Here is a 24,728-nt window from a genome sequence, read left to right as displayed (position 1 = left end):
GCGCGGCGGCCGGGGTTTGTAAACCGGCAGATGCCACCCGAAGGCCAAGGATCCGGCGCGGGTTGCCCAGGTCACCGCAGCGCATCCGATCAGGGCCGAGCCTGGCGCCAGCCCCAGCCAGATCAGCGTCACCGCCACAATCGCCCCGGCCATGGCGCAGGAGATGTAGAGCTCTCCCTGTTTCAAAACCAGTGGAAGCTCGTTGCAGACCACATCGCGCAACAGTCCGCCGAGGCTGCCGGTTGCCATGCCCATCAACACCACGATCACCGGACCATGGCCCAGCTCCATCGCTGCCCCGGTGCCGGCCGGCACCGCGATCGCCAGGGCAAAGGTGTCGAGCCAGATCACCCAGCGCAGGCGGCTTTCAACCAGGTGGGCGGTGAAGAACACCAGAACGGCAACGCCGGAGGCCAGCAGGATGGGCATCGGATCGCCGACCCAGAAGACCGGATGCCGATCAAGCAGCACATCGCGCACGGTGCCGCCACCCACGGCGGTCAGGCAGGCGATGAAGGCAAAGCCGACGATGTCCAGTTGCGCACGGCTGGCAACCATCGCCCCGGAGGCCGCGAACACAATGACCGATGCGTAATCGAGAAGGGTCAGAAAGCTCATGCGGTGATCCCCTGTGTGACGGTGTGGCGCGAATGCCCCAGCAGGCTGCGTTGCGGTCGATCACAGAGCAGGCTCTGGCCCGCGCAGCGTGATCGCTATCCCGCAGGCGCCTTGCCGGAGGATTTGAACGGCGCCATGCCCGCGCGGGCCAGTTCATCCGCACGTTCGTTTTCCGGGTGGCCCGCATGGCCCTTGACCCATTCCCAGGTCACATCATGGCGCGCCTGTGCCGCATCGAGGCGCTGCCACAGTTCCACGTTCTTCACCGGCTTTTTGGCCGCCGTTTTCCAGCCGTTCTTCTTCCAGCCGAAGATCCAGCCGGTGACGCCGTTCTTAACATAGGCCGAGTCGGTCACCACGGTGATCTTTGACGGCCGGGCGAGGCTTTCCAGCGCATGGATCGCGGCCAGCAGCTCCATCCGGTTGTTGGTGGTTTCTTTCTCGCCGCCCTTCAGCTCGCGTTCCTTGACGACGGTCTCGCCGTCCATGGCACGCAGCAGGGCGCCCCAGCCGCCGGGGCCGGGATTTCCGGAGCAGGCTCCGTCGGTGTAGGCAAATAAATCAGGCATGGGCGGTCAGTACGACAAAGGTCTCCTCGGCGCCAGCCAATCCTTGGCCATTTCCGCGCGACACGTTGACGATGGTAAAGCCGAAGAACTCCAGAATATCCCGCAGTTCCTCCTCACGATAATAGGCGTAGAACCGCCCCAGGTCATCACGACCTTCGCCTTCGCCCAGCTTCATGCCAAGGGCCAGGCGGCCGCCGGGCTTGAGGGCACGGCGCAGGCGCATCAGGTGGGTGGGGAAATCGTCCCGCGGGGCATGCAGAAGGCTGAAGAAGGCCCAGATGCCATCGAACACACCTTCGACGGCGATGTCCTCGAACTCGGCCACGCTGACCTCGACCCCGTAGGTGGCGAGCGCATAGGCTGCCATCTCGGGCGAGGCATCCACCGCCGCCACCCGATAGCCATCATCGCGAAACCGCGCCGCCCAATGGCCCGGGCCGCAGCCCAGATCCAGGACAGTGCCGCCCGCGGGCAGCCCGGCGACAAAGGTGCCGTAATCCTGTTCGTGGTCGGTGTCCTTGGCGCGGGCAAATCCCTTGGCATAGTCTTCGGCGGCCTTTGCATAGACGGCCATGGTTTCTTCATCGCTCATAGGAACACTCCGACGGACAGGGACAGGACGACAATGGCGGTCAGGAGCACACGCAACCGCATCCACCAGCCCGGCGTCAGCCGCCAGAGGCTGAACATCATGTCGAGCAGCAGCAGGCCGAGAAACCCCCAGATCAGGTTCATGCCCGCACTGACCGGCCCGCCGCCGGTCATGAAAAACGCCCAGAGCGCCGGGATCACCGACAGGGCGTAGCAGGCCGCCGATTGCAGGCGACCCGAGGCGCGGGTGGCATAGCCCCAGAGCACGCCGGACATGAAGCTGAGGATGACCGAGCCATAGAACAGCTGCACATAGGGGCCGACAAACCGCGGGCCGAGGGCGCTGCTGCCCCAACTTTGCAGGGAGGGGACCAGCAGCGTCAACGCGCCCCAGACAAAGGGGATCACCCCGGCCAGCCCAAGGACCAGCGGTGCGGTTGGAATGCCGCGCAGCATCAGGCGCGCTCCATCGCCAGGCGTATGGCCAGAGCGCCAAAAATGGCGGCAAAGCTGCGGTTCAGCCATTTGACCACCCGGTCCGAGCCAAGGATCAGGCTGCGGGCCTGGGCGGCGAACAGGCCATAGAGGACAAACACCGCAAAGGTCATCGCCATGAACACCGCGCCGAGGCTGACCATTTCCTGGGTTGTGCTGGCTGCATTGCCGCTCAGGAACGGCGGCATCAAGGCCAGAAAAAAGACCGAGAGCTTCGGGTTCAGGATGTTGATGAGCGCGCCGCGCTGGGCGATCTTGATCCCCGGCTGCGGGTCGGGCTTGGCGGCGGAAACCGACAGCGCGCCATCGGATTTCAGCATTTGCCAAGCGAGATACAGGAGGTAGAGCACGCCCGCGATCTTCACGCCCTGAAACAGAAGTGCCGAGGAATGCAGCACCGCCGCCAGTCCAAGCGTGGCCGCCGCCAGGTGGGGCAGGATGCCGATGGTGCATCCAAAGGCGGCCCAGATCGCCGCCCGTCGCCCGCGACCAAGGCCAAGCGCCAGCGTGTAGATGACACCGGTGCCCGGTGCGAGAACGACAACAAAGGCCGTCAGCAGGAATTGCAGGGAAATCAATGAACCGGTTCCTTATGATGCGAATGAGGCGGCAAGAACAAATGCCTCCTCAAGGTAGTCGCAGCGCCCCGGATCGCAAGCCTTTGCGACGATTGCGGTCGTGCAGAGCCGGATCACACAGCCTGATCACACAGTGGGATCAGGCGGTGCGCAGGGCGCGTGGGACCTTGAATTCCACGTTTTCCACCGCCGTTTCCACCAGTTCCACGGTGACCTCATAGCGGCTGCGGAAGGCGTCGATGACCTCGTTGACCAGCAACTCCGGTGCCGAAGCCCCGGCGGTGATGGCAATGGAGCGAATGCCGTCGAGCGCGCGCCAGTCGATGTTTTCAGCGCGTTGTACCAACTGCGCATAGGTGCAGCCGGCCTTCGCCCCCACTTCGACCAGGCGCCGGGAATTGGAGGAGTTCGGCGCCCCCACCACCAGGAGGGCGTCGGATTTCGGCGCCACCGCCTTCACCGCCTCCTGACGGTTGGTGGTGGCGTAGCAGATGTCTTCTTTGTGCGGGCCGATGATGGCGGGAAACCGCTCCTGCAGGGCGGCGACGATGTCCTTGGTGTCATCGACCGACAGGGTGGTCTGGGTGACAAAGGCGAGACGCTCCGGATCGCGGACCGCCACCCGGGCCACATCCTCGACGGTCTCGACGAGCAGAACTTCGCCCTCGGGCAGCTGGCCCATGGTGCCGATGGTTTCCGGGTGGCCCTTGTGACCGATCATGATCATCTGCAAGCCCGCCTCGGCATGGCGCTGCGCCTCGATATGGACCTTGGAGACCAGCGGGCAGGTGGCATCGACAAAAACCATCTCGCGGGCCTGCGCGGCAGCGGGCACCGATTTCGGCACCCCATGTGCGGAAAAGATCACCGGCCGGTCATCGGGGCACTCTTCCAGTTCCTCGACAAACACCGCGCCCTTGGCCCGCAGTTCGTCGACGACGAATTTGTTGTGCACGATCTCGTGGCGCACAAAAACCGGCGCGCCCCATTTCTCCAGCGCCATCTCCACGATCTTGATGGCCCGGTCAACGCCGGCGCAAAACCCGCGCGGCGCGGCAAGATAGAGGGTCAGGGGTGGTTTCTCGGTCATGGATCGACGTTCCCGGGGCAGGCGGAGGACAGGCAGGATGTGCCCCAGAGGTAAGGCCTGTGGCCTGCGAGGTCCAGTGCCGGCGGCACCGCAAGCGCCCAAAAGAAAACACCCGGCGGTTGGGGCCGGGTGCTTTCCATGTGAGTGGTTGTATCGGGCTCAGCTGCCTGTCGAGGCAGAGCGTGTCTCGCTCGGAACTTCGCGCGGTGGTCGGCCGATGACTTCGCGCAGCTCTTCAAGCTCGATGAAATTGTCGGCCTGACGGCGCAACTCGTCGGAGATCATTGGCGGCTGGCTGCGGATCGTCGAGACGACCGAAACCCGGACGCCCTGACGTTGCAGGCTGGCAATCAGAGGGCGGAAGTCCCCGTCGCCGGAAAACAGTACGATATGATCGACGCGCGGTGCCAGTTCCATGGCATCGACGGTCAGTTCAATATCCATGTTGCCTTTGACTTTGCGACGGCCCATGCTGTCGGTGTATTCCTTGGCGGGTTTGGTCACCATGGTGAACCCGTTGTAATGGAGCCAGTCCACAAGCGGGCGAATCGGTGAATACTCGTCGTTTTCCAGCAACGCGGTGTAGTAGAAGGCCCGAACAAGCTTGCCGCGCCGCATGAATTCCTGGCGCAGAAGCTTGTAGTCGATGTCAAATCCCAATGCCTTGGCAGAGGCATATAAATTCGAGCCATCTATGAACAGCGCGAGCCGTTCGTCCTTGTAAAACATTTTAAATGTGTCCTTCTGGTGTCGCAGGGACCGGATGTCCGTGAGTGAGTGAAATAAATGCCGATCCTGCGGGTGGACTTAATTTAGGTTATTTGGCACTCCCCGCAAGTGTTAGCTCTTATGGAATTGGGGTCAAGCATGGCCGAAATCCGGTCGTCATTTCTGGTTGCACTCGGCAGCAACCTGCAGAACGCGGGCACCACACCGCTGGAGACTGTACAGGCTTGCCTGGCGGAATTCGCCCCGGCAGGGCTGCAAGTTATTGCAATTTCGAACTTCTATCGCACCCCGTGTTTCCCGGCCGGGGCGGGGCCCGACTATGTCAACGCGGCGGTTGAACTCCGTGCCAACCTCTCACCGGCGGAGGTTCTGTCGCGATTGCACAAAATTGAGGCACAGTTTCAACGCACCCGGACACAGAGATGGGGCATGCGGACCCTGGACCTGGACCTGCTGGCGGCAGAGCAACGGATTCTGCCGGATGTGCAGACCTACGAGACCTGGCGGACCTTGCCAGCAGAGCGTCAGCGCCAGGAGGCTCCGGATCAGCTGGTCCTGCCGCATCCGCGGATACAGGACCGCGCCTTTGTGCTGGTACCGCTGGCGGATGTGGCGCGCGACTGGGTGCATCCGATCCTGAACCGCAGCGTCGGGCAGATGCTGGCGGACTGTGATGCGGCGGATCTGGCCGAGGTACAGGCGCTCTAGCGGGCAATCACGCGAGGTTTTCCTGCAATTGTGAACTCTGTCGACTTGTCAAGTCCGGTGATTCATCATAGAAGCACGTCTTCTGGACCCAGAACTGTATTGGAGAGTCGCCCATGGCCCGCGTGACGGTCGAAGACTGCGTTGACAAGGTTCCCAACCGATTTGAGCTGGTGATGCTGGCCGCGCATCGTGCGCGTGAGATCTCTGCCGGTGCCGAACTCACTGTGGACCGCGACAACGACAAGAACCCGGTCGTCTCCCTGCGCGAGATTGCCGAGGAAACCCAGAGCGCCGACGCCCTGCGCGAACGCCTGATCGAGAGCAACCAGTCTCAGATCGAGGTGGACGAGCCGGAAGAGGATTCCATGGCGCTTCTGATGGGTGGCGAAGCCGACAAGCCGCAAGAAGACGACATGAGCGAAGAAAAGCTCCTTCGGGCTCTGATGGAGGCTCAGGGTCAAGGCTGATCCGGGCTGCATGAAGCGAGAGGTTGCGGACCGGCAATGACATCTGCTGATGATCTGATTTCCCTGGTCCGCGACTACAACCCGAAGGCAAATGAACAACGCCTGCGTGATGCCTATGCCTTTGGCGAGGACATGCACGAGGGGCAGTTCCGGCATTCGGGAGAACCCTATTTTACGCATCCCGTAGCGGTGGCCGCGATCCTGACGGAACAGCGGCTGGATGATGCGACCATTATCACCGCGCTGCTTCACGATACCATCGAAGATACCAAGGCCTCTTATGAAGAGGTCTCCTCGCGCTTTGGCGAGGAGGTGGCGATGCTGGTGGATGGGGTCACCAAGCTGACCAACCTGCAACTGTCCTCGCGCGAAACCAAACAGGCGGAAAACTTCCGCAAGCTGTTTATGGCGATGTCGAAGGACCTGCGGGTCATTCTGGTGAAGCTTGCCGACCGTCTGCACAATATGCGCACCATCCGCGCTATGCGGCCCGAGAAACAGGCCCAGAAGGCGCGCGAGACGATGGACATCTACGCGCCGCTGGCGGGCCGCATGGGCATGCAGTGGATGCGTGAGGAGCTTGAAGACCTCGCCTTCAAGGTGTTGAACCCCGAAGGACGCCAGTCGATCATCCGCCGCTTTGTCACCCTGCAACGGGAGACCGGCGATGTGATCCACCGGATCACCGGCGACATGCGCGGCGAGCTGGAAAAGGCCGGCATCGAGGCGGAGGTCTTTGGCCGCGCCAAGAAACCCTATTCGATCTGGCGCAAGATGCAGGAAAAGGACCAGGGCTTTTCCCGCCTCTCCGACATCTATGGGTTCCGGGTCATTACCCGATCCGAAGAGGACTGCTATCGCACCCTTGGCACCATCCACCAGCGCTGGCGCGCGGTGCCGGGGCGGTTCAAGGACTACATCAGCCAGCCGAAATCCAACGGCTATCGCTCGATCCACACCACGGTGTCGGGGCGCGACGGCAAGCGGGTGGAGGTGCAGATCCGCACTCGTCAGATGCATGACGTTGCTGAATCCGGTGTGGCCGCGCATTGGTCCTATCGCGACGGCGTGCGTACCGAGAACCCCTTTGCCGTTGATCCGGCCAAGTGGATCGCCTCGCTGACCGAGCAATTCGATGGCGAGGACGATCACGACGAATTCCTCGAAGCGGTCAAGCTCGAGATGTATTCGGACCAGGTGTTCTGCTTCACGCCCAAGGGCGACGTGATCAAGCTGCCCAAGGGCGCGACACCGATCGATTTTGCCTATGCCATCCACACCCGCATCGGCCATGCCTGCGTGGGCGCCAAGGTCGATGGCATCCGCGTGCCGCTGTGGACGCGACTGCGCAACGGGCAGTCGGTCGAGGTCATCACCGCCGAAGGTCAGACACCACAGGTCAGCTGGCTGGAAATCGCCACCACCGGCAAGGCCCGCACCGCCATTCGCCGGGCCCTGCGCGAGGCGGACCGCGAACGCTTTGTGAAGCTCGGGCATGAACTGGCCCGTTCCGCCTTTGAGCATGTGAACAAGAAAGCCACCGACAAGGCGCTGGAAACCGCCGCCCGCGCCCTGCGGGTGAGCGATGTGACCGAACTGCTGGCCCGCCTTGGTGCGGCAGTGATCACCGCCCATGATGTGGTACAGTCGGTCTATCCCGAACTCACCGACAAGGAAGGCGAGGAGGTCTCCCCCCGCCGCGCGGTCATCGGGCTGGAGCCGGGACAGAAGTTCGAGCGTGCCTCCTGCTGCGAGCCGCTGCCGGGCGAGCGGATCATCGGGATCACCTCGCGCGGGCATGGTGTGGTGGTGCATACGGCAGATTGTGACCGCCTCGGAGAATTCGAGGACCAGATGGAGCGCTGGGTCGATGTGCATTGGCATTCCGGCACCCATCCGGCGGTCTACAGCACCACGCTGGAACTGACGATCGGCAACGATGCCGGTGTCCTGGGCCGCATCTGCACGCTGATCGGTGAAAAAAAGGCCAATATCTCCAATCTTGAATTCGTTGACCGGAAACCCGACTTTTACCGCTTGATGATCAATGTGGAATTGCGTGATGTGGAACAGTTGCACTCGTTGATATTGACATTGGAAGCTGAAAGCGACGTCGCTGCGGTCGCGCGCTACCGGGAACAGCCTGGAACGCAACACCGTCCGATCTAGCCTCTTTGGCAGCAAGCACAGGGACGATCCTTTGGTATTCAGGCGCCGAGACAGACGCCCGCCGCTGAGGGCGGTTGCGGAGTTTCTCTGGCCCCGTGGGGGCTGGGGCCGGGCGTTCCTGTATGTCAAACACCGGATTCGCCGGCTGCCAGACAGCCCTGAACGCATCGCGCGCGGGATCTGGGCGGGGCTTTTCACCACGTTCACGCCGTTTTACGGGGTCCACTTCATTGTCGCCGCGGTGCTGTCGCGGTTGATGAACGGCAACCTGCTGGCCGCGCTTTCGGCAACCTTTTTTGGCAATCCGCTGACTTATGTGCCGATCGGGGTGATTTCGCTCCAGACCGGCCACTGGGTGTTGGGCAGCCAGCCGGTTGCCGAGGTGGATGCCACGCTCACCGACAAGTTCCTCGCCGCCGGGTCGGACCTTTGGTACAACGTCTATGCCATTGCCACCGGCATGCCGACGGATTGGTCGGGGTTGGAGATTTTCTACGACGAGGTCTTTTATCCCTATATGATCGGCGGGGTCATCCCGGGGATCATCGTGGGCACCATCGGCTATATTCTGTCGGTGCCGGTCATTCGCACCTATCAGCATCGCCGCCGCCGCAAGATCAAGGCGAAGTTCGAGGCGATCAAGAAACGCGCCGAACTGGAAGCGGTCAACAGCCCGCATGCCCCCAGCGGGACCAAGCCGCCCGGCCGCACGTCGCGTGTTCTGCGTCCGGACTAAAGGGGCGCATTGCTCAAGTTCGACCTGCGTGCCTCTTCGGGACGGCTGCGTGGCCCGCGCGACGGGTCAGCGGGGGTGACGGAGAATTGTATCACTTGCCGCCTTGCGCCTTGCCTCTGCGCCGCGGCCCGCTAGGCTCGCGCTCAAAGACAGCAACGACAAAGAGCTTCTCTCATGTCCAAGACTTCCCTGCGCCTCGGCGTCAATATCGATCACGTGGCCACGGTGCGCAATGCGCGCGGTGGTGCCTACCCGGATCCGATCCGTGCCGCCAAGCTGGCAGAAGAGGCGGGTGCGGACGGGATTACCGCGCATCTGCGCGAAGATCGCCGCCACATCACCGATGCGGACATCGATGGTCTGATGGAGGCGCTCTCGGTTCCGCTGAATTTTGAAATGGCGGCGACCGACGAGATGCAGAAGATCGCGCTGCGTCACAAACCGCATGCCGTCTGCATCGTGCCGGAAAAGCGCGAGGAGCGCACCACCGAAGGCGGGCTTGAGGTGGCGCGCGAGGAAAACAGGCTGGCGCATTTCATTGCTCCGCTGCGCGATGCGGGGTGTCGCGTGTCGATCTTTATCGCTGCGGACCGCAAACAGATCGAGGCTGCCCATCGCATCGGCGCAGAGGTGATCGAGCTGCACACCGGCGCCTATTGCGACCATCACGCCGAGGGCAATCTGGCTGCCCGCGATGCGGAGCTGGAAGCGCTGCGGGAGATGGCCAGCTTTGCCCATTCCCTCGGTCTCGAGGTGCACGCGGGGCATGGTCTGACCTATGAGACCGTGCAGCCGGTGGCGGCTTTCCCGGAGGTGATGGAGTTGAACATCGGGCATTTCCTGATCGGCGAGGCGATCTTTCGCGGCCTCACCCCGGCCGTGCAGGAGATGCGCCGCCTGATGGATCTGGCCCGGGAGGGCGTTGCGCAATGAAGCTGGGTCGGTTTGCCGTCGTCTATCTGGCGACCATTGTCGGAATGCTGGTGATCGTCCTTCTGGTGCAGGCGATCGCCCGGTTCGATATCAGCAATTCTGGCATGGCCATTATCCCGGCGATGGTGGCGGCGCTTGTCGAAGGGCAGTCGTTCGCGCGCGCCGAAAACCGCCTGCCCGAAAGCCCGGAAATGTGGCGCTTTGCGCGCCGGGCCTCGGTCATTGTTCTGGGCCTCACCATGATGTCGGCTGCGGTCTTCAGCATCGCGGTGCCGGAGATCGCCTATATGCTGCGCCAGCCGAACGGGGCGTTGCTGCTGCTGCTGGCGATCCTGTTTCAGACGCTGGTGTCGTTCTTCCTGATGCGTCTGTTCCTGGCGAGTGGCGCAAAATCTGCGCTTAAGGCCGCAAGCCGGAAGGGTGACCGGAGCTAGATAAGGAAGGGGCGAAAACGCAAATGATCCTCGAGACACCCGCAGCGTCCTTTGGCCTGATCGCGCTGGCGTTCCTTGTGGTCACGGCCTCGCCAGGCCCGGCCAATCTGGCCTGCGCGGCGGTGGCGATGTCCGAGGGGCGCAGGGCGGGACTGCGCATGGCGCTTGGACTGGCGTTGGGGCTGTCTGCCTGGGGGCTGGCGGCGGTGGCGGGACTTGGGACCCTGCTGAGCCGGTTCGAAGGCGCGCTGGTGGTGCTGAAACTGTTCGGTGCGGCGTATCTGCTGTGGTTGGCGATGGATGCAGCCCGATCCGCGACACGGGTCACGCCACCGGTTCTGCCTGTCTCGGGGCGCAGCCGGTTTCGCCGCGGGCTGATCTTGAACCTCTCCAATCCCAAAGCGGTGTTTGCCTGGATGGCGGCGCTTTCGATGGGGCTCGAAGCGGAGGACGGTCTGGGGCCGATGTTGTTGGCGGCGCTGCTCTGCATGGGTCTCGGAGTGGTCAACTACCTGCTCTGGGCGGTCGTGTTTTCCACCAGACCCGCCATGCGCGCCTATGATCGGATGCGCGGCTGGATCGAGTGGGCGGTGGCGGGGCTGTTTGCTATCGCCGGGCTGGGCCTGTTGCGCGCGATCCTGGATCGCTGAAACCGCTGCAAAGGAGCGTAAGGATGGAGACGTCACATTTTCTGTTGCCGCTTGCGACTGTGGTCCTGGGTTGGGTGCTGGCAGGCGGCAGCCCCGGACCGGCGACGCTGACCATTTCCGGCACTGCCATGGCGCAGGGGCGGCGGGCTGCCGTGGTGCTGGCGCTGGGGGTGCTGAGCGGGTCGGCACTCTGGGGGCTGGTTGCGGCGCTTGGCTTTGCGGCGATCATGCGGGCCAATGTCTGGATGTTTGAGGTCATCCGCTACGCGGGGGCGGTCTATCTGTTCTATCTGGCGGTAAAGTCGCTGCGTGCGGCCTGGCGGGGGCAGGCACGGCGAGCGCCTCCGGCGGCGGATGGGGTGCTCTTTGTCAAGGGGCTGCTGCTGCATCTGACCAATCCGAAGGCAGTTCTCGCCTGGGGCGCGATCTATGCCATTGCACTTGCGCCCGGGGCGCCGGCGGCGGCGGTCTGGCAGCTTTATGGCCTGCTGATCTGTGTCTCCGCGATGGTGTTTGTCGGCTATGCGCTGCTGTTTTCGGTTGCCGTGATCGGTCGTGCCTATGCCCGCACGCGTCGTGGGTTTGAATTGGCCTTCGGGCTCCTGTTTGGTGCCGCGAGCCTCAAGATCCTGACGTTACGGTTGGCTTGGTGATGTTTCACAGGAGGCGCGCATGATTTTGGGGATTGGCACGGATCTGGCCAATATCGACCGTATCCAGCGGACGCTGGACCGGTTTGGCGACCGGTTTCGCAATCGTGTCTTTACCGATGTGGAGCAGGCCAAATCGGAACGCCGTCGCGATGTGGCTGGCACCTATGCCAAACGCTGGGCCGCCAAGGAGGCCTGTTCCAAGGCGCTGGGAACCGGGCTGCGGATGGGAATTGCCTGGAAGGACATGGCGGTGTCGAACCTGCGCAGCGGCCAGCCGGTGATGCAGTTGAGCGGCTGGGCGGAAGCGCGGCTGGCCGAGATCACACCGCCGGGCCATGAAGCGGTCATCCATGTGACGCTGACCGACGACCATCCCTGGGCCCAGGCGATCGTGCTGATCGAAGCGCGCCCAGTGGCGGCCGGGTCGACGCAATCTCCGGATCACCTTTAACCCCAGATGCATTACGCCACCGGTGCAGGGAGGGGTTGCGCTGCGCCACGCGCATCGCGCAGGGGGCGGGCGCCGCACCTGCGGTGCGGCGCCCGCCGGATCAAGACCAACCGGCCTGCCCAAGCACCCCGCCTGTCGACGTTGCCGGTGGCCGCAACCGGATCGATGCCCGGAGAGACCGCGGCTTCGCGGAGCCCATGATGTCCGCCAGCGGCATCAGCCTCGCGTTGCGACGCCGCGTCCCTTGCTGCGCCACATCATGCCCGTGCCAACGCCACCGCTTGACTTGCGGCGGGCAGCCCCGCATGTACGCCCGGACCCGCCCACAAACGACCGGAGAGCCTGATGGCGTCGAAAACCACTGCTGGGAATTCAATCGTCGAGACGATCAAGACCATTGTCTATGCGCTGCTGATTGCCGGTGTCTTCCGCACCCTGTTCTTTCAACCTTTCTGGATCCCGTCCGGCTCGATGAAGGAAACGCTGCTGGTCGGCGATTTTCTCTTCGTCAACAAGATGGCCTATGGATACTCCTACGCGTCCTGCCCCTCGATCCGCCTCGGGGCGATCGGGGTCAATATCGATGCCAAGGACATCTGCGGCTTCCTTGATGGCGACAACAGCCGGATCCTCGGCGGCACGCCGGAGCGGGGCGATGTGGTCGTCTTTCGCCACCCCGTGAATGGCACCGACTACATCAAGCGCCTGGTCGGGCTGCCGGGAGACAAGCTGCAAATGAAAGACGGGGTGCTGCACATCAATGGCACCGCCGTCGGGCTGATGGATGATGGCGTGTTCGAAGAAACCATGGAACGCCAGGGGCCGCAGGGGACCTTTCCCCGCTGCGAAAACGATCCGGTCGGGCAGGGCGGCACCTGCGAGAAATCACGCCGGATCGAGACCCTGCCGGGTGGCACGTCCCATGCCGTGATCAATATCGGCATGCAGGGCAGTGACAATACCGGCATCTATCACGTCCCCGATGGCCATTACTTCTTCATGGGGGACAATCGGGACAACTCTGCCGACAGTCGCGTGCCGCAGGCCGTGGGCGGGGTCGGCTATGTGCCCTATGAAAACCTGATCGGGCGCGCCGACCGGATCATGTTCTCTTCTGCCGGTCGGTCGATGTTGTTCTTCTGGACCTGGCGCGGGGACCGCTTCTTCAAAGGGATCTACTGATCTTTCCCGTCCTGTCGTTCCTGGCGAGAGCCGCAGGCATCCCCGCCTGCGGCTCTTTGCGTTGCGGGGCGCTCCGGGTTGGTGGCGCGGGCGTGACCGGGGTGATTTTACCGCAAACGCAAGGCAGGATCCCGCGCGGGGTGCTTTCCTCTTTCGCGGTGGTGGGATATGGAACAAATCCACCGGGGCCATCGCGCCCCACCGTTGTTCGAGGACCACACGTGAAGCTTTCCCGCGATATGCTCGCTTTTCAGGACCGGCTTGGCTACCGTTTTGCCAGCCCGGAGCTGCTGTTGCGCGCGCTGACGCATCCCTCCGTGTCGTCGCCCACCCGACAGGACAACCAGCGTCTGGAATTCCTCGGCGACCGGGTATTGGGGCTGGTGATGGCGACCGCGTTGCTGGAGCATGACAAACAGGCCACCGAAGGCCAGCTGGCCCCGCGGTTCAACGCGCTGGTGCGCAAGGAAACCTGCGCCGACGTCGCCCGTCAGATCGATATCGGTGCGGTGCTGAAATTGGGCCGTTCAGAGATGCTCTCGGGCGGGCGGCGCAAGCAGGCGCTGCTGGGGGACGCGATGGAGGCGGTGATCGCCGCGATCTACAAGGACGCGGGCTTCGAGGCGGCGCAGAGTGTTATCCTGCGTCTCTGGGGCAAGCGGATCGGCACAGTCGAGGATGACGCGCGCGACCCCAAGACCGCGCTCCAGGAATTTGTCCAGGCCCGCCGCCAGCCGCCTCCGGCCTATGTGCTGGTTGCCCGGACAGGCCCCGATCACGAACCCGTCTTTACGATCGCCGCCCGGCTCGAGGATGGCACCGAAGAACAGGCCACCGCAGGATCCAAACGCCTTGCGGAACAGGCTGCCGCAAAGGCCCTGCTGGCCAAACTGGAGCAAGAGACATGACCACACGCGCAGGCTTCATCGCCCTCATCGGCGAGCCCAACGCCGGCAAATCCACGCTCCTGAACCGCATGGTGGGGGCAAAGGTGTCCATCGTGACCCACAAGGTGCAGACCACCCGCGCCCGCATCCGCGGCGTGGCCATGGAAGGCGACAGCCAGCTGGTGTTTGTCGACACTCCCGGTCTGTTCCAGCCGCGCCGCCGGCTTGACCGCGCCATGGTCGCGGCCGCCTGGGGCGGGGCCGCGGATGCGGATGTGATCGTGCTGCTCATCGAGGCTCATCGCGGTGTCACCGAAGGCGTCGAGCGTATCATCGAAAACCTCGGCGAAGTCGCACAAGGCCGCCGCGTGGCCCTGGCGATCAACAAGATTGATCGGGTGCAGTCAGATGTGCTCCTCGGCCTCACCAAGGACCTGAACGACCGGTTCCCCTTTGCCGAGACATTCATGATCTCGGCGGAAAAGGGCTACGGCACCGACGATCTGCGCAGCTGGCTGGCAGCGGAACTTCCCGAAAGCCCCTGGCTCTATCCCGAGGATCAGATCGCCGATCTGCCTCTGCGGATGATCGCGGCGGAAATGACCCGGGAAAAGCTGACCCTGCGCCTGCATCAGGAACTGCCCTATCAGCTCACCGTCGAGACCGAGAAATGGGAAGAGCGCAAGGATGGTTCCGCCCGCATCGATCAGGTGGTCTATGTGGTGCGCGACGGTCACAAGGGCATCGTTCTGGGCAAACGGGGTGAGACGATCAAGGCGGTGGGCCAAGCCGCGCGCGCCGAATTGGAAGAGTTTCTGGATCGCAAGATCCACCTCTTCTTGCAGGTCAAGGTGCGCCCGAACTGGCTCGAGGAATCCGAGCGCTATTCGGAAATGGGGCTGGAATTCAAGGACGGCAACTGACGCCGCCCCGACCTCCGACATAACGCCACCGCAGCCCGGGGCGATCACGAGAGCGTCTTCATCTTCTCGAAAATATCCCCGCCGGAGGCTCCGCCGCTGCGTCCGGCGCGCCTTCTGCGGCACTTGCGCCGCGCCGTCATCTTTCCCTAAATACTCCCGCCGGAGGCGCCCATGGGATGCCCCGCAGGCCGCCATTGCAGCAGGAGCGCCCATGTCCCGCCTTACCGCCCGTTTCTGGGTTGATGCCTACCTGGCCCGCTTGCGGTTTCAGCACATCCCCGCCTTTGTCACCGCCCATGGTGATGACACTGCCGGTGCGGTGCTGGTCAAGCTCAATACGCTCGACGGGCAGGCCCGGGTCTATCAGCGTTCGTTTGACCTGATGACCGGAGACCGCAAATGGGTCGAATTGACCGCAGGCGCGGATGCCGAGGCCGAGGCCTCCATCGCCCGGCAGCGCCAGTTCGACAGCGACCTCTGGGTGATCGAGGTCGAAGACCGCGCAGGGCGCCACCTGCTGGATGAGCCGGGGCTGGACTAGGCGATGGACTGGCGCGATCACGGCATTCTGCTGACGGTGCGCCGGCATGGCGAATCCTCCGCCCTGATCGAGGTCTTTACCGAACATCACGGGCGGCATGCAGGGCTTGTGCGGGGCGGCGCCAGCCGCAAGATGGCCCCGCATCTGCAACCGGGGGCACAACTGGATCTCGGTTGGTCGGCGCGGCTCGAAGATCACCTCGGCACCTACAAGGCCGAACCCCTGCGCAGCCGCGCGGCGCTGGCGATGTCGGGGCGACTGGCACTGGCCGGGCTCAATGCGGTCTGCGCGCTGCTGGCCTTTGCGCTGCCGGATCGCGAGCCACATCCCGATCTCTACCGGCGCAGCGAGGCGCTGCTGGAACTGCTCGACAATGCCGACCTCTGGCCACTGGGTTATCTGCGCTGGGAACTGGGTCTGCTCGAGGAGCTGGGCTATGGCCTTGATCTGACCGCCTGCGCGGTGACCGGCGCGACCGAGGGGCTGGCGTATGTCTCCCCCAAGACTGGCCGCGCCGTGTCTGCCGCCGGGGCGGGGGACTGGGCCGACCGGCTGCTGCCGCTGCCGCCGGTGATGCTGGAGCAGGGCGCGGCGGCGGATAGCGAGATCGTGACCGCGCTCGGCACCACCGGTTACTTTCTTGAGACTAAACTGGCCCCGGCGCTGGGGAACCGCCCCCTGCCGCAGGCGCGGGGGCGGTTCCTTGACGCTCTGGCCCGGCGCGTCTAGCGAAGCCTCGGGCCACCTGACGCTCAGTCGGTGGTGTTGCGCCAGACCGAGAACAACACCATCGTATCGTTGTTATCCGCATCCGAGCCGCCGTCGTTGGAGGCCAGCATGGTCGCCAGCCCGTTTGCGGCCACATCCATCTGCTGGGTGGCCACCACGATGGGCGACCGCTGCCAGACATCGTTGTCGTAGTATTGCACATTGCCGAAATAGGTCAGCTGTTCCGGCACCCCTTCGGTGGTGGAAATAGTGACGTGGTCCAGCGCATATTGCGATCCCGCTGCGCCGCCTGCGCTGTCTTTTTGCACGTAGTTCAGCCCGTCACCGAACAACGACAGCCGCTGAGTATAGCCCGAGGTCTGCGTGCCCTGGATGAAGACCGCCAGGTGACCGCCGCTGGTGCCGCTCTGGAACGGTTCCAGGTCGATCGGCACCGGCGCGAAGAGGGTGACATCATCCTCCGCACCGCAGGCGGCGATTTCCGCCTGATCGCCGATTTGCAGATCGCTCTGGATGCACCACTGGTTCGACGCCAGCGTCAGCGCCCCCTGTCCCGTCCAGGTGAAAAGCTGGTTGGTATCGGTGCTGCCGACACAGTTCCAGACCTGCACCTTGGTGCCCTTGCCGGGATGCGCGGTATCCACGTCGAGACACTGATCCTGCTGCCCGGGCGTGCCGAAGACGATGCGCTGCGGCGTGGCGGTGTTCTCGGACACATGCCAGCGCGGCGCGTCGCTGTCGCAGGCGACGCCGACAACGTCGGTACCGGCCACGGGTGGCTGGGTCTTGACGCCGAGGCAGACCCGGCTGTCGTCGTCGGGGGCATTGATCACCATGACGCCGGTCGGTGAGGTGCTGTCCTGCGCCATGACCGATGTCGCAGGAAGGGAGAACGCGACAACACAGAGGAAGCGGCAGAGCCGGGGGATGGGATGGAAAAGATCAAACACGAACCAATACTCCTTTTATGGTTGCACGATTAGGCAGATAAACAATCTAAGGAGTCTTTAATGGGGGTCGTGAACAACCTGAGGTGGTTTATAGGCGCGAAGCGGACGAAGAGGTAACCCTCTCCACTACGCGGGCCAATGCGCGGGTTTTTGCCGTCAGGGACCGCCCTCGGGACAATCGCGCCAGCCGCGATGCGGAAACCGTCACAGTGTTGATACCTCGGGCAAAGATAGTGCCGGCGATTCACAATGGGACCGCCGCTGCCCGCGGTCTTTCCCAGCACACGCCACCAAGGTGGTTATCAGCAAGGAAGGAATGAACATGGTTGATAAGACGCTCCTCGATCTCTCCTGGGACGATTTTGACGAACACCGCGATCCGCGCCCGGCGTCGAATGAGTTTGATGCCGTGGTCGAACGTGCGGTGTCGCGTCGCGGGTTCCTTGGCGGTGCGCTGGCCTTTGGGTCCGGTGCGGCGGTCTTCGGCACCGGGCTGATGTCCTCCACCACCGCATCGCGCGCGGAGGGACATGCAAAATTTGCGTTCAAACCGATCGACATCGCCACCGACCACGCGGTTCACGTGCCCGAAGGCTATAAATCCCAGGTTCTGGTGCGCTGGGGGGATGCGCTCTGGTCTGACGCCGATGGTGCCTATTCTGCCGAAACCGGCGTGTCGCCCGAGATGTCCGACAAGGTCTTTGGTGAGAACACCGACGGCATGGAACTGTTCGAGGTCGACGGGCGTGAGATCATCACCGTCAACTCCGAGTATGTGAACCCCAAGATCAACTTGCCCGCCGCCTCCGAAGGTGTGCCGCAGACCGCCGAAGAGGTTATGCTGCTGAAGAACCTGCAGGGTGTCACCGTCATGGAGATTGCCAAGGGCGACAGCGGCTATCAGGTGGTCAAGGACAGCCCCTACAACCGCCGCATCACCCATGAAACCGAAATGACCCTTGCCGGTCCCCTGGCTGGGCACGATCTGGTCAAGACGAATGCCGATCCCGAGGGCCGCACCGTCAAGGGCACCATGAACAACTGCGGTTCGGGCAAGACCCTCTGGGGCACCTATCTGACCTGCGAGGAAAACTTCAACGGCTACTTCGGCGCCACCGGCGAGATGCCCGAGGGCCAAGGCTACATCCGCTACGGCATCGGGGGTGAGGGGCGCTACGCCTACGAGAAATTCGACGCGCGTTATGACCTGTCGAAAGAGCCGAACGAGCCGCACCGCCACGGGTTCGTAACCGAAATCAACCCCGCCGACGCGACCTCCACGCCTGTCAAGCGCACCGCTCTGGGTCGCTTCAAGCATGAGAATGCGGAAATGGTCCACGCCGCCGATGGGCGCATCGTGGTCTATATGGGCGATGATGAACGGGGCGAATATCTCTACAAATACGTGTCCACCAACACCTGGGCCGAAGGCGAGCCGACCGACGGTCTGCTGGACGACGGTCAGCTTTATGTGGCGAAGTTCAACGACGATCAGACCGGCGAATGGCTGGCCCTGACGCCGGAGGCCACCGGCATGGAGGCGGCAGAGATCCTCTGCTTCACCCGCATGGCGGCATCGGCGGTGGGCGGCACCACCATGGACCGTCCGGAATGGGTCGCCTGCAACCCGCTCAAGGCCGAAGGCTATTGCGCGCTGACCAACAACAAGAATCGCGGCGTGAAGCCGAATGCCGGCGGCGATGACACCTCCGTCAACGGTCCGAACCCGCGCGAGACCAACAACTTTGGTCAGATCGTGCGCTGGACCCCGGCCGAGGACAACCACGCCGTCGCGGGGTTTACCTGGGATCTCTACGTGATGGCGGGCAATCCGAAGGTCTATGACAACATCTATGCGGGGTCTGCCAACATCAACGAAGGCAATATGTTCAACTCGCCCGATGGCATGGCCTTTTCTTCGGACGGCATGCTCTGGATCCAGACCGATGGCGATGACGACAACGAAGGCGAGTTCGAGGGCCAGGGCAACAACCAGATGCTGGTCGGCGATCCGGAATCGGGCGAGATTGCCCGCTTCATGACGGTGCCCAACGGCGCCGAAGTCACCGGCCTGTGCTGGTCGCTCGACAAGACAGTCGCCTTTGTCGGCGTCCAGCATCCCGGTGGTGCCTGGCCCGATGGCGAAGGAAAACCGCGGTCGTCCATCGTTGCCGTCTGGCGCGAAGACGGTGCCATGATCGGCTAAGCTTCGGCGCGTGCCAACCAAACAGAGCCCTCTCCGGATGGAGGGGGCTTTTGCTTTGACGCCGTTGCAGCGGGTGTCCGTGGGACGGTTCTCTGACTTTGTTCAATAATGTCTGAGTGATATGTCATGCCTTCTGATCCGAAGTTTTAACTGAGAAACAATCGGGCAGACGGGCTGATGTCATCTTGGGCCTATCCTGGAACCTGGCCGGTAATCATGTCCCGTACGCGCAGCGCATAGCGGTCGGTCATGCCGGAGACAAAATCCGTCAGCGCATGAGCTGCCGTGTGGTCGTCCACCACCCCGCGCAGGTCGAGATCCACCGCCCGCACCAACTGCGCCCAGTAGCTGTGCTGCGCGAGCAACCGGTCGGAGTCCCAGTTGCAGGCGTTCAACGCTTCGAACAGCGCGTGGAACTCGTCGAGGATGGTGAAGATGACCTGACGCCCGACAATCTCCAGCTCGGTCTTGCGCCGGGCGGTAAAGATCCGGGCGTTGGAAATCTGCTTCAGCCGGTCAAAGGCCTGCGCTTTGGACGAAACCTCCATCAATCCATCATTGAACGTGCCCGCCATGATGGCGTCATAGTTCTCAAGGAACGCCTGCACCGCGCTGTCAATCGACGCCCCGATGGCCATGGCCCTCAGCATGCCGACCCTGTCGTGACGGGTCATCATCGCGTCGTCCTCGCGATTGGGCTTGCCGGTGATCTCTTCGAGGATGCCGGACACGGTCTCATTGTCCAGATCACCAACAGTTGCCGCATCTTCGAGGTCGAGAATGCGATAGCAAATGTCATCCGCCGCTTCGACCAGGAAGGCCAGCGGGTGCCGGCGCCACCAACGCTGGCCCTGCGGGGTGCGCTCCTCGGGCAGGCCAAGCGCCGTGGCGGCCTCTGCAAAGAGCTCTTCCTCAGCTGCAAAACAGCCGAATTTCTTGAGGCCGACATATGCGGTTCCTGCCTCCATCGCCTCGCGGGCGGCGTGGCGTGTGGTGGGGTATTTCGCAAAGGCGCCCAGCGTTGCGTAGGAGAGCCGCATACCGCCTGCGCGCCGGGCCATTTCCAGGCGTGCAACGATGCGGAACCCCTGGGCATTTCCCTCGAAGGCTTCGAACTCGCCGCGATGCCGGGCAGGGATACCCGCCGCGATGCCTGTGCCCTGACCTCCATTCGCGGCGAACTGGCGGCTGAACCAGTCACCGATGCTGGCCTCGCCGGAGTGGCCGAAGGGGGGATTGCCGATGTCATGGACCAGACAGGCCGCCTGCACCGTCCCGGCCATCACGTGTTGGAGCCCCTCGGCCAGAAGCCCCTCCTTGACCAGCGCCTGCCCGACCTGGATGCCAAGCGACCGCCCCACCGAAGAGGTCTCCATCGAGTGGATCATCCGGTGGTGGACATGGTCGTGGTCATAGAGGGGGTGCACCTGGGTTTTCTGCGCCAGCCGCCGGAAGGGTTCCGAAAACAGGATGCGGTCATAATCCTGCAAATAGGCAGGACGATCAGGCGCATCGGGGAAATCCGGTCGACACAGGCGTCCCGGGTTCAGCAGTTGCGTCCAGTCCATGGGGCTCTCCTGTGCCAGTCCGTCGGGTGGTGCCTAGAAAGCCTGTCGGGGGTCGAAATGCAACCGGTCTATAGCAGGACACCCAACGGGAATGGAGCAGGCAATTGGGGAGCGGGGGGCGCTCCCGCCCATCTGCACCACCCGCCCCTGGCGGCTGATACAGAACGGTTGGGCCGGGCGGGGGCCGCGCCGAAGGCGCGGCCCCCGCCCCCGCGCGATGCGCTTGGCGCAGCGCAAAACCTCTGACCGTTCGCCCGATCTTGATGTGTGGGAGGACTAGGGAGCCGGTGGCTCCAATCCGCTGTCTTCGAGCTTGTGGTCCGGTTCCACATGGATCGTGACATGCACGCCGGGCAGGGCGGCTTCGATCTCCGCCTCCAGCCGATCACAGATCACATGGCTTTCGGCGACGGACATGTCACCGTCGACGACCATGTGGAATTCCACGAACATCGCCTTGCCCGCCCGCCGGGTCTTGATGTCGTGGATCTGGAGCGCGCCGCCGCCGGAGCCCAGGATGACCGCTTGAATCTTTTCCTGTTCCTCGGCGCTTGCGGCTTTGTCCATCAATCCGTCGACCGACTCCGAGACGACATGCAGGCCTTCGCGCAGGATGTTTATGGCCACCAGCAGCGCGATCACCGGGTCCAGCATATGCCACCCCGTCAGCAGCACCAGAACCAACCCGCAAATGACCCCGAAGGAGGTCCAGACATCCCCCATGAGATGCCGTCCTCCGGCTTTGAAGGCGGGCGAGTTCAGGCGCGTCCCGCTGCGCAGCAGGACTTGCGCCCAGATCAGGTTCACCCCCAGGGCAAGGCAGTTTACGGTCAGCGCAAGCGGTGTTAGCGCCGCTTTGGTGATGCCAAACAGCGCCCCGTAGGCCTCGTGCAGGATCAGGGCGGCGGCCAGGATGATCATGATGCCTTCGATCACCGCGGAAAAATACTCTGCCTTGTGGTGGCCAAAGGGGTGTCCGGCATCCGCGGGACGTTCGGCATAGCGGATGGCAAACCAGGCCAGGACCGCCGCCGATACGTTGACGAGGCTTTCCATCGCGTCGGAGAACAGGGCCACCGATCCGCTCAGTCCCCAGGCCCCGAGTTTCAGGGCGAGTACCATCACGGAAACAAGAATGGTGCCACCTGCAACCTGGCGGACCGTGAGGCGGGTCTCCAAACCAAAGCACATCCGCTCAGCCCACCCAGGCGCGACGCAAGAGGTTGAGGCCGGCGATCAGCAGGACAAACAGCGTTGCCCGGCGAAAGGTGCTCTGCTCGATGCGATCCTGCAACCGGCCGCCGATCCACATCCCCAGTACCGCAGGCAGGATCATCAGAACCGAGAACGGCAAGGTTTCACGGCGCATCACGCCTGAGCCGATATGGGCAAAGAACAGCACCACCGCCCCAAGGCCGTAGATTACGCCCTGTATGCGCATCTGCTCCTTCTTTTCAGTGCCAAGCGCAGTCAGATAGGCCACCGTGGGCGGCCCCCAGATACCGGAGAACCCGCCGATGAACCCGGCAAAGGCACCAATGCCAATTTCCATGCGGCGCGAGGCCTTATGCAGCACCAGCTGTCTGCCCATCAGCTGCGTCAGCGCAAAGAACGTGATCGGCGCCCCGATGATCAACAACATCACCTGAGCAGGCAGGATCCGCACCATCTGCGCGCTCAGCAGCAGGAACAGCCCGCCTACCAGCAAAAAGGCGCGAAAACGCTTCATCGACTCCCAGGCGGCGCCCGGCCCCTGTTTGAGCGCCTGAAACCCGTTGGTCACCAGTGTGGGCAGAATCAGCCCTGCCAGCGCCAGATCCGGTGCCATGATCGAGCTGAGACCCGACACCATGATCATCGGCATGGCAAAACCCACGAGGCCCTTGATGGTGCCGGCAAGCAGCGCCACGACAAAGGCGAGGACAAACCCGGCAGGGGCAAGAAAGGGAAAGAACTCCGTCATGACCTGCGTTTAGCACAACCAGCACGTGCTGCACGCGCAAAACGACAAGGTAACAATAGAACATTATTCCGGCCATTCAGGATTTAATGTTGCGCTGCACCTGCGAAATAGCCTATCACCAGTGCAGCTTTGAGGAGGACGCTCATGCCCCATGATGGACAATTGGATGGACAGGATATGACCCCCGCGACGCCGCTGCTGCCAGACCTTCTGTCGCTGACCGAGGGCGCTCTGGCGCCGCTGGATGCGCTGCTGGAGATCGCAACATCGCGGGTGCGTGAGACCGTCAGCGATGGCGGGCGCGTGTCGGGCGCTCTGGTCGAGCAGAATCAATACGCTGCCCATGGGCTCGCGTGGCTGGCCACCTATGTCTACGCCCTGCGTCAAATGCACGGCTGGGCCGAGGCACTCTCGGGCGCGGGCAGGTTTGGCGAGATGGAGCAGTTGATCCACCAGATCGCCTTTGGAGAATATCTCTGGCAGATCTACGGCGGCATTCAGATGAATCAGGGCGAGGTTCTGCGCCTGCAGGATCTGGGGCTCAGCCAGGATGACCAGCGCGCGATGATGGCACCGGCGGTGATGACGCTGACGCAGTCCGGCAACACCCAGGCGGCGCGGGTGCGGCTGGTGGAACTGATGGAGCAGCAATCAGGCAGCACCATGTTCGGCACCTCCGGTCTGGACGAGGAGCTGGAGATGATCCGCGACCAGTTCCGCCGCTACGCGCAGGAGAAGGTCGAGCCCTTTGCCCATGACTGGCACCTCGAGGACGAGTTGATCCCGATCGAGGTGATTGAGGAGCTGGCGGAGATGGGCGTCTTTGGCCTGACCATCCCGGAGGAGTTTGGCGGCTTTGGCCTGTCCAAGGCCTCGATGTGCGTGGTCTCCGAGGAGCTGTCGCGTGGCTATATCGGGGTGGGCAGCCTTGGTACGCGGTCCGAGATTGCCGCGGAGTTGATCCTCGCCGGGGGCACCGACGCCCAGAAGGCGAACTGGCTGCCCAAGATCGCCAGCGCGGAGATCCTGCCGACCGCTGTTTTCACCGAGCCGAACACGGGGTCTGACCTCGGATCTCTGCGCACCCGTGCAGTCAAGGATGACAATGGCGATTACACGATCACCGGCAACAAGACCTGGATCACCCACGCGGCGCGAACCCATGTGATGACGCTTCTGGCGCGCACCGATCCGGAGACCACCGACCATCGCGGCCTGTCGATGTTCCTGGCGGAGAAGGTGCCGGGCACGGATGAGAACCCGTTCCCGACCGAGGGCATGACCGGTGGTGAGATCGAGGTCTTGGGTTATCGCGGCATGAAGGAATACGAACTGGCCTTTGATGGCTTCCACGTGAAGGGCGAGAACCTTTTGGGCGGCGAGGAAGGCAAGGGCTTCAAACAGTTGATGGAGACCTTTGAGTCCGCCCGCATCCAGACCGCGGCGCGGGCCATCGGGGTGGCGCAATCAGCGCTGGATATTTCCATGCAATACGCGCAGGACCGCAAGCAATTCGGCAAGGCGCTGATCAACTTCCCCCGGGTGTCGTCGAAACTGGCGATGATGGCGGTCGAGATCATGGTGGCGCGGCAGCTCACGTATTTCTCGGCATGGGAAAAAGATAACGGCCACCGCTGCGATCTGGAGGCCGGAATGGCGAAACTGCTGGGTGCACGGGTGGCCTGGGCGGCGGCGGACAACGGGTTGCAGATCCATGGCGGCAACGGCTTTGCGCTGGAATACAAGATTTCCCGCGTGCTGTGTGATGCGCGCATTCTGAATATCTTTGAAGGTGCGGCAGAGATCCAGGCGCAGGTGATCGCGCGGCGACTGCTGGCCTAGAAGACGCGAATAGCACTGCGCTCGACCACGGGTGGGCTCGCCCCCCTCCCGTGGGGACGTCGAGCA

The 24,728-nt window shown here is 63.2% G+C and carries 27 protein-coding genes; 16 read left to right on the top strand and 11 right to left on the bottom strand.

The genetic code is table 11. The features are described 5' to 3' along the window. The 7 genes from MHM88_RS21895 to MHM88_RS21865 form a co-directional block, all read right to left on the bottom strand. On the bottom strand, positions 1-618 hold a 618-nt coding region (locus MHM88_RS21895), incomplete at its 3' end, for a trimeric intracellular cation channel family protein (RefSeq protein ID WP_239368990.1). Between the two features lie 95 nt (positions 619-713). After that, a complete protein-coding gene (gene rnhA, locus MHM88_RS21890; RefSeq protein WP_239322604.1) occupies positions 714-1,187 on the bottom strand; it encodes a ribonuclease HI in 474 nt (157 codons plus the stop codon). Further along, complete coding sequence (locus MHM88_RS21885; protein WP_239368988.1) at positions 1,180-1,779, bottom strand: trans-aconitate 2-methyltransferase; 600 nt, start codon at positions 1,777-1,779, stop codon at positions 1,180-1,182. Before MHM88_RS21885 ends, rnhA begins: the two co-directional genes overlap by 8 nt. Beyond that, positions 1,776-2,234 carry a DUF3429 domain-containing protein gene (locus MHM88_RS21880; protein WP_239368986.1) on the bottom strand — a complete coding sequence of 153 codons (459 nt, stop codon included), beginning with the start codon at positions 2,232-2,234 and terminating at the stop codon, positions 1,776-1,778. The genes MHM88_RS21885 and MHM88_RS21880 overlap by 4 nt, the downstream gene beginning before the upstream one ends. Then, positions 2,234-2,851 (bottom strand): LysE family translocator, encoded by a 618-nt coding sequence (locus tag MHM88_RS21875; protein WP_239322607.1) that lies wholly within the window; start codon positions 2,849-2,851, stop codon positions 2,234-2,236. The genes MHM88_RS21880 and MHM88_RS21875 overlap by 1 nt, the downstream gene beginning before the upstream one ends. 139 nt (positions 2,852-2,990) lie before the next feature. After that, positions 2,991-3,941 (bottom strand): 4-hydroxy-3-methylbut-2-enyl diphosphate reductase, encoded by a 951-nt coding sequence (gene ispH, locus MHM88_RS21870; protein WP_239368984.1) that lies wholly within the window; start codon positions 3,939-3,941, stop codon positions 2,991-2,993. Between the two features lie 159 nt (positions 3,942-4,100). Continuing rightward, complete coding sequence (locus MHM88_RS21865) at positions 4,101-4,670, bottom strand: NYN domain-containing protein (protein ID WP_239322609.1); 570 nt, start codon at positions 4,668-4,670, stop codon at positions 4,101-4,103. Positions 4,671-4,808: 138 nt separating this feature from the next. On the opposite strand from MHM88_RS21865, the gene folK reads away from it, so the two are divergent. The 14 genes from folK (at position 4,809) to recO (ending at position 16,133) form a co-directional block, all read left to right on the top strand. After that, a complete protein-coding gene (gene folK / locus MHM88_RS21860; RefSeq protein ID WP_239368982.1) occupies positions 4,809-5,378 on the top strand; it encodes a 2-amino-4-hydroxy-6-hydroxymethyldihydropteridine diphosphokinase in 570 nt (189 codons plus the stop codon). A gap of 113 nt (positions 5,379-5,491) precedes the next feature. Continuing rightward, a complete protein-coding gene (rpoZ, locus tag MHM88_RS21855) occupies positions 5,492-5,845 on the top strand; it encodes a DNA-directed RNA polymerase subunit omega (RefSeq protein ID WP_005615037.1) in 354 nt (117 codons plus the stop codon). A gap of 36 nt (positions 5,846-5,881) precedes the next feature. Further along, entirely contained in the window at positions 5,882-8,014 is a 2,133-nt protein-coding gene (locus MHM88_RS21850; protein ID WP_239322611.1) for a bifunctional (p)ppGpp synthetase/guanosine-3',5'-bis(diphosphate) 3'-pyrophosphohydrolase, read from the top strand. A gap of 31 nt (positions 8,015-8,045) precedes the next feature. Next, entirely contained in the window at positions 8,046-8,750 is a 705-nt protein-coding gene (locus tag MHM88_RS21845; RefSeq protein ID WP_239368980.1) for a DUF2062 domain-containing protein, read from the top strand. A 174-nt stretch (positions 8,751-8,924) separates the two neighbouring features. Next, entirely contained in the window at positions 8,925-9,683 is a 759-nt protein-coding gene (locus tag MHM88_RS21840; RefSeq protein ID WP_239368978.1) for a pyridoxine 5'-phosphate synthase, read from the top strand. After that, positions 9,680-10,117 carry an ABZJ_00895 family protein gene (locus tag MHM88_RS21835; protein ID WP_239368976.1) on the top strand — a complete coding sequence of 146 codons (438 nt, stop codon included), beginning with the start codon at positions 9,680-9,682 and terminating at the stop codon, positions 10,115-10,117. Before MHM88_RS21840 ends, MHM88_RS21835 begins: the two co-directional genes overlap by 4 nt. A gap of 23 nt (positions 10,118-10,140) precedes the next feature. Next, positions 10,141-10,767: a LysE family translocator gene (locus MHM88_RS21830; protein ID WP_239322615.1), complete on the top strand. Its 627-nt coding sequence runs from the start codon at positions 10,141-10,143 to the stop codon at positions 10,765-10,767. A 23-nt stretch (positions 10,768-10,790) separates the two neighbouring features. Then, on the top strand, positions 10,791-11,420 hold the full coding sequence (locus tag MHM88_RS21825) for a LysE family translocator (protein WP_239368974.1): 630 nt from the start codon (positions 10,791-10,793) through the stop codon (positions 11,418-11,420). A gap of 19 nt (positions 11,421-11,439) precedes the next feature. Next, a complete protein-coding gene (gene acpS, locus MHM88_RS21820; protein WP_239322617.1) occupies positions 11,440-11,871 on the top strand; it encodes a holo-ACP synthase in 432 nt (143 codons plus the stop codon). Positions 11,872-12,216: 345 nt separating this feature from the next. Next, a complete protein-coding gene (gene lepB, locus MHM88_RS21815) occupies positions 12,217-13,053 on the top strand; it encodes a signal peptidase I (RefSeq protein ID WP_239368972.1) in 837 nt (278 codons plus the stop codon). 221 nt (positions 13,054-13,274) lie between these two features. Next, positions 13,275-13,961, top strand: a complete 687-nt coding sequence (rnc, locus tag MHM88_RS21810; protein ID WP_239368970.1) for a ribonuclease III — start codon at positions 13,275-13,277, stop codon at positions 13,959-13,961. Continuing rightward, on the top strand, positions 13,958-14,863 hold the full coding sequence (era, locus tag MHM88_RS21805; protein ID WP_239368968.1) for a GTPase Era: 906 nt from the start codon (positions 13,958-13,960) through the stop codon (positions 14,861-14,863). Before rnc ends, era begins: the two co-directional genes overlap by 4 nt. Positions 14,864-15,074: 211 nt before the next feature. Continuing rightward, positions 15,075-15,404, top strand: a complete 330-nt coding sequence (locus MHM88_RS21800; RefSeq protein WP_239368966.1) for a DUF1491 family protein — start codon at positions 15,075-15,077, stop codon at positions 15,402-15,404. A gap of 3 nt (positions 15,405-15,407) precedes the next feature. After that, the gene (gene recO / locus MHM88_RS21795; RefSeq protein WP_239368964.1) at positions 15,408-16,133 is read left to right on the top strand and encodes a DNA repair protein RecO; all 726 of its coding nucleotides are present in this window, start codon (positions 15,408-15,410) and stop codon (positions 16,131-16,133) included. Between the two features lie 23 nt (positions 16,134-16,156). On the opposite strand, the gene MHM88_RS21790 is transcribed toward recO, so the two are convergent. Continuing rightward, positions 16,157-17,083: an RICIN domain-containing protein gene (locus tag MHM88_RS21790; RefSeq protein ID WP_239368962.1), complete on the bottom strand. Its 927-nt coding sequence runs from the start codon at positions 17,081-17,083 to the stop codon at positions 16,157-16,159. 322 nt (positions 17,084-17,405) lie between these two features. On the opposite strand from MHM88_RS21790, the gene MHM88_RS21785 reads away from it, so the two are divergent. Then, a complete protein-coding gene (locus tag MHM88_RS21785; RefSeq protein WP_239368960.1) occupies positions 17,406-19,289 on the top strand; it encodes a PhoX family phosphatase in 1,884 nt (627 codons plus the stop codon). 191 nt (positions 19,290-19,480) lie between these two features. On the opposite strand, the gene dgt is transcribed toward MHM88_RS21785, so the two are convergent. The 3 genes from dgt to MHM88_RS21770 form a co-directional block, all read right to left on the bottom strand. Then, a complete protein-coding gene (gene dgt, locus MHM88_RS21780; RefSeq protein WP_239368958.1) occupies positions 19,481-20,857 on the bottom strand; it encodes a dGTP triphosphohydrolase in 1,377 nt (458 codons plus the stop codon). A gap of 276 nt (positions 20,858-21,133) precedes the next feature. Beyond that, complete coding sequence (locus tag MHM88_RS21775) at positions 21,134-22,048, bottom strand: cation diffusion facilitator family transporter (protein WP_239368956.1); 915 nt, start codon at positions 22,046-22,048, stop codon at positions 21,134-21,136. A 4-nt stretch (positions 22,049-22,052) separates the two neighbouring features. Further along, a complete protein-coding gene (locus MHM88_RS21770; RefSeq protein WP_239368955.1) occupies positions 22,053-22,820 on the bottom strand; it encodes a sulfite exporter TauE/SafE family protein in 768 nt (255 codons plus the stop codon). 144 nt (positions 22,821-22,964) lie between these two features. Here MHM88_RS21770 and MHM88_RS21765 point away from each other — a divergent pair, with 144 nt between their 5' ends. Then, complete coding sequence (locus MHM88_RS21765; protein WP_239368953.1) at positions 22,965-24,662, top strand: acyl-CoA dehydrogenase family protein; 1,698 nt, start codon at positions 22,965-22,967, stop codon at positions 24,660-24,662. Positions 24,663-24,728 lie beyond the last annotated feature (66 nt).

Origin of the sequence: Epibacterium sp. MM17-32, assembly GCF_022348205.1 — a bacterium.
Classification (GTDB): domain Bacteria; phylum Pseudomonadota; class Alphaproteobacteria; order Rhodobacterales; family Rhodobacteraceae; genus Epibacterium.
The sequence above is the reverse complement of the archived record's forward strand: the minus strand, read 5'-3'. Positions and strand labels throughout refer to the sequence as shown.